At 58.8% G+C, this 4,670-nt stretch carries 3 protein-coding genes; 2 read left to right on the top strand and 1 reads right to left on the bottom strand.

The features are described from left to right. On the bottom strand, positions 1–1,195 hold a 1,195-nt coding region (locus PHF15_RS16520), incomplete at its 3' end, for a PAS domain S-box protein (protein ID WP_300122921.1). A 219-nt stretch (positions 1,196–1,414) separates the two neighbouring features. Between PHF15_RS16520 and aceE the strand changes: the two genes are divergently transcribed. Then, the gene (aceE, locus tag PHF15_RS16515; protein ID WP_300122919.1) at positions 1,415–4,126 is read left to right on the top strand and encodes a pyruvate dehydrogenase (acetyl-transferring), homodimeric type; all 2,712 of its coding nucleotides are present in this window, start codon (positions 1,415–1,417) and stop codon (positions 4,124–4,126) included. Positions 4,127–4,246: 120 nt separating this feature from the next. Next, the coding region (locus tag PHF15_RS16510; RefSeq protein WP_300122916.1) for a biotin/lipoyl-containing protein at positions 4,247–4,670 on the top strand (424 nt) is incomplete at its 3' end.

Below are 4,670 nucleotides of genomic sequence, written 5' to 3'. Positions count from 1 at the left end.
CGTCAATGATGACGCAATCTTTGCGTTTGACACGAAAATGGATGCCGCTGGGCAGAATGTTGCCCGACAGTTCATCGCCGATTCTGGCCTTGAGCAGGTCAAAATCTTCATCCGGCCAGTAGGGGAAAGGCGCGGTCTGACCCACCAAGTCGTCTTCGCTCCAGCCCGTCATTTGGCAAAAAGCGGCATTGACGTAGGTGATGCGACCCTGCAGGTCCATGGCGCGCATACCGGTCAGTATGGAGTTTTCCATGGCGCGGCGAAATGCCGTTTCTTGTACCAGCGCGTCTTGTGCCCTGATGCGCCGACGGGTGTGGCTCCAGTTGGCCAGCAGCAGCCAGGCGGTAATGGCGCTGAGCACCATCACCAGCCAGAACAGGCCGCTGCCAATCACGCCCAATGACGTGCGGTAGGCCTGGCCCTGAATGGTTAAACCATTGCCAATGGGCGACACCGGCATTTCATAGGCATTGATGGGGCTGGCCCAGGGCAACAACTGGCGTTTGAGTTTGCCCACGGAGATGGTGCTACCCGCCAGCAACTTGCCCTGCGCATCAAGCAGAGACATGGCGTATTTGGCGTTGATTTCATTCGGGATGCCATACCGGAACATGGCATCCACCGAATACATGGCCAGCAGGGTGCCCTTGAACTTTGCTTTCTCGATCAAGGGCAGGTTCAACTCCAGCGTGCTGTCGAGTCCGGGCTTGGCTTGCGGTGTGGAATAAATCGGCACCAGCAACTGGCGCACCAACGCAAAGTTGTCGACGGCCTGGGTGTCGCCATCGGCGGTTTCACCTGTCTTTTGTGGCGGGGACGGCAGATTGGCGGTGTGGTAGTCCACCCGCACCCGACGCCGCTCATCAACCCAGGTCAGCCCCTGCACCTCCGGGTACAGGTTGACCAGGGCTTCGGCCCGGCTCATGAAGTCCTGGTGACTGATTTCGCGGCTGGCGACTTCACGCGCAAAACGTCCCAATTGCTCCTGTTGTTCGAGCAGGCGCAAACGCAGGCGCTGCTGCGTGTACTCCACATCACGGCTGATGGCTTCGCGCTCGCGTGAGATCTCTTCGAGCCGCAGGTAAGCAAAGGCCGACAGGATGGCCACCAAAAAAAGCACCACGGCTGCCAGCGGCGCCAACATGGCAAAACGATCCTGGTGCTGGGGTGTCAGGCGCGACCACCAGGATTTCATGCGTTGCAAGGGCGAGGCAGGCAACACTTTGGGAAGGAATAGGTTTTCTGACAACGGCATGTGTCAAGTGTATGAGACGCGCGATTCTTTATTTATTTCACATTACAAAAACAGAAAACACTATTTGAAATTTTTAATAAATTTGGCTAAAATTTATTCAGTTCCCGAAATGGCAAATTCCACTACCATCGACAGGCCGAACAATACAGGAGACCCAGCATGTCAGTCATACCCGAGAGCCGAGTAGGCGTATCCGCGCCAGACCCAGATACCCAGGAAACCCGCGAATGGATGGACGCTTTAAGCGCCGTCATTCAAAGTGAGGGCCCTGAGCGAGCCCACTTCCTGCTTGAGCAATTGCTGGAGCATGCCCGCCAAAGCAGCATCGACATGCCGTTCTCGGCCAACACCGGCTATGTGAACACCATCGAGACCGACCAGGAAGAGCGTTGCCCCGGCAACATCGAAATCGAGGAACGCCTGCGCGCCTACATGCGCTGGAACGCCATGGCCATGGTCGTCAAGGCCAACCGCCACCACCCCGAAGACGGCGGCGACCTGGGCGGCCACATTGGCTCGTTTGCCTCGCTGGCGCACATGTTCGGCGCCGGCTTCAACCACTTCTGGCATGCAGAATCTGAAAACCATGGCGGCGACTGCCTCTACATTCAGGGCCACGTGGCGCCCGGTGTCTATGCCCGCGCCTACATGGAAGGCCGTTTGACCGAAGACCAGTTGCTGCACTTTCGCCAGGAAACCGCTGGCAAGGGCTTGTCGAGCTACCCGCACCCCAAACTCATGCCCGAGTTCTGGCAGTTCCCCACTGTCTCGATGGGCCTGGGCCCGCTGATGGCGATTTACCAGGCACGATTCCTCAAGTACTTGCACGCCCGTGGCATTGCCAACACCGAAAACCGCAAGGTCTGGGTGTTCTGTGGTGACGGTGAAATGGATGAGGTCGAATCTTTGGGCGCCATCGGCTTGGCTGCCCGCGAAAAGCTTGACAACCTGGTGTTTGTCATCAACTGCAACCTGCAGCGCCTGGACGGCCCGGTGCGCGGCAACGGCAAGATCATCCAGGAACTGGAAGGCACCTTCCGCGGTGCCGGCTGGAACGTGATCAAGCTGCTGTGGGGCAGCAACTGGGACCCGCTGCTGGCGCGCGACAAGGACGGCGCGCTGCGCAAGGTCATGATGGACACGCTCGATGGCGACTACCAGACCTTCAAGTCCAACGACGGCGCCTATGTGCGCAAGCATTTCTTTGGCCGCGATCCCAAGACCCTGGAGATGGTGGCCAAGATGAGCGATGACGACATCTGGAACCTGCGCCGCGGTGGCCATGACCCGCAAAAGGTGTACGCCGCTTACCATACGGCGGTCAAGCACAAGGGCCAGCCCACTGTGCTGCTGATCAAGACCGTCAAGGGTTTTGGCATGGGCAAAAGTGGCGAGGGCAAAAACAACGTGCACCAGACCAAGAAGCTCACCGACGAAGACATCAAAATCTTCCGCGACCGCTTCAATATCCCGATTCCGGACAGCCAGATTGCCGACATTCCGTTTTACAAACCGGCCGACGACACGCCCGAAATGAAGTACCTGCACGAGCGCCGCAAAGCCCTGGGCGGCTATTTGCCGCACCGCCGCACCAAGGCCGACGAGCAATTCACCGTGCCTGCACTCGAAGTCTTCAAGAGTGTGATCGAGCCCACCGCCGAAGGCCGTGAAATTTCGACCACGCAAGCTTACGTGCGCTTTTTGACGCAGCTGCTGCGTGACCAGGCACTGGGGCCACGCGTGGTGCCGATTCTGGTCGACGAGGGCCGCACTTTCGGCATGGAAGGCTTGTTCCGCCAGATTGGCATTTACAACCCCGATGGCCAGCAGTACACACCGGTCGACAAGGACCAGGTCATGTACTACAAGGAAGACATCAAGGGCCAGGTGTTGCAGGAAGGCATCAACGAGGCCGGCGGCATGGCCAGCTGGATCGCTGCGGCCACCAGCTACTCCACCAGCAACCGCATCATGGTGCCGTTCTATGTGTATTACTCGATGTTCGGCTTCCAGCGCATTGGCGACCTGGCCTGGGCGGCGGGCGACATGCAGGCACGCGGCTTTTTGCTGGGCGGTACCTCTGGGCGCACCACGCTCAACGGCGAAGGCTTGCAGCATGAAGACGGCCACAGCCACATTTTGGCGGGCACGATTCCGAACTGTGTGTCCTACGACCCGACATTCGCCCATGAAGTTGGCGTGATCCTGCACCATGGCCTCAAACGCATGGTGGAGCGTCAGGAAAACGTGTATTACTACATCACGTTGCTCAATGAAAACTACGCTATGCCGGGCCTCACATCGGGCACTGAAGAACAAATCATAAAGGGCATGTACTTGTGCAAACCCGGTGATGCGAATGCCAGCGGACCGCGTGTGCAGTTGCTGGGCTCGGGCACCATCCTGCGCGAGAGTTTTGTCGCACAGCAACTGCTGGCCCAGGACTGGGGCGTGACCGCCGACGTCTGGAGTTGCCCCAGCTTCAACGAGCTGGCGCGCGACGGCCAGGCCTGCGAGCGTGTCAACCTGTTGCACCCCACCGACGCGCCCCAGTTGCCGTTTGTGGCGCAGCAGCTCGAAGGCCATGACGGCCCGGTGGTGGCGTCGACGGACTACATGAAGTCTTATGCCGAACAAATTCGTCCGTTCATTCCGAAAGGGCGCACCTACAAGGTGCTGGGTACCGACGGCTTTGGCCGTAGCGACTTCCGTTCCAAACTGCGCGAACACTTCGAGATCAATCGCCACTACATTGTGGTCGCTGCCCTCAAGGCCCTCAGCGAAGACGGCAAAGTGCCGGTCGCCAAAGTGGCCGAGGCCATTGCCAAGTACGGTATCAATACCGACAAGGTCAATCCGCTCTACGCGTAAGTTTTATCCTTGCAACGACGGTTATCCCGGACCTGATCCGGGAGCCATGAAGTCATGGGTTGTGGGTCGGAGCCCGCAATGACAGCGCCGTAATTACTTTCTGAATATGGAGACACCAACATGGCAATCATAGAAGTGACAGTCCCGGACATTGGGGATTTTGATGAAGTAGCCGTCATTGAACTGCTGGTCAAACCCGGCGACAGCGTCAAGGCGGAGCAAAGCCTGATCACCGTTGAGTCGGACAAGGCCTCGATGGAAATCCCGTCGAGCCACGCTGGCGTGGTCAAGGCGCTCAAGGTCGCCCTGGGCGACAAGGTAAAAAAAGGCTCGCTGGTGCTGATGCTCGAAGTGGCTGGCGAAGCCGCTGCACCCACAGCTGCGTCAGCAGTGGCTGCGGTGGCGCCGGCAGCGGCAGCACCCGTGGCAGCCGCAGTCGCCGCGCCGGTCACTGCTGTGGTGAGCGGACCGGTTGAAGTGCGTGTGCCCGACATTGGTGACTTCAAGGACGTTGTGGTCATTGAAGTCATGGTCAAGGTCAGAT

Origin of the sequence: Rhodoferax sp. (assembly GCF_028689295.1) — a bacterium.
GTDB lineage: Bacteria > Pseudomonadota > Gammaproteobacteria > Burkholderiales > Burkholderiaceae_C > Rhodoferax.
The sequence above is the reverse complement of the archived record's forward strand: the minus strand, read 5'-3'. Positions and strand labels throughout refer to the sequence as shown.

Bases quoted from the DNA above. Each gene is read 5' to 3' on its own strand.
- aceE (WP_300122919.1), top strand. From the start codon at position 1,415: ATGTCAGTCATACCCGAGAGCCGAGTAGGCGTATCCGCGCCAGACCCA.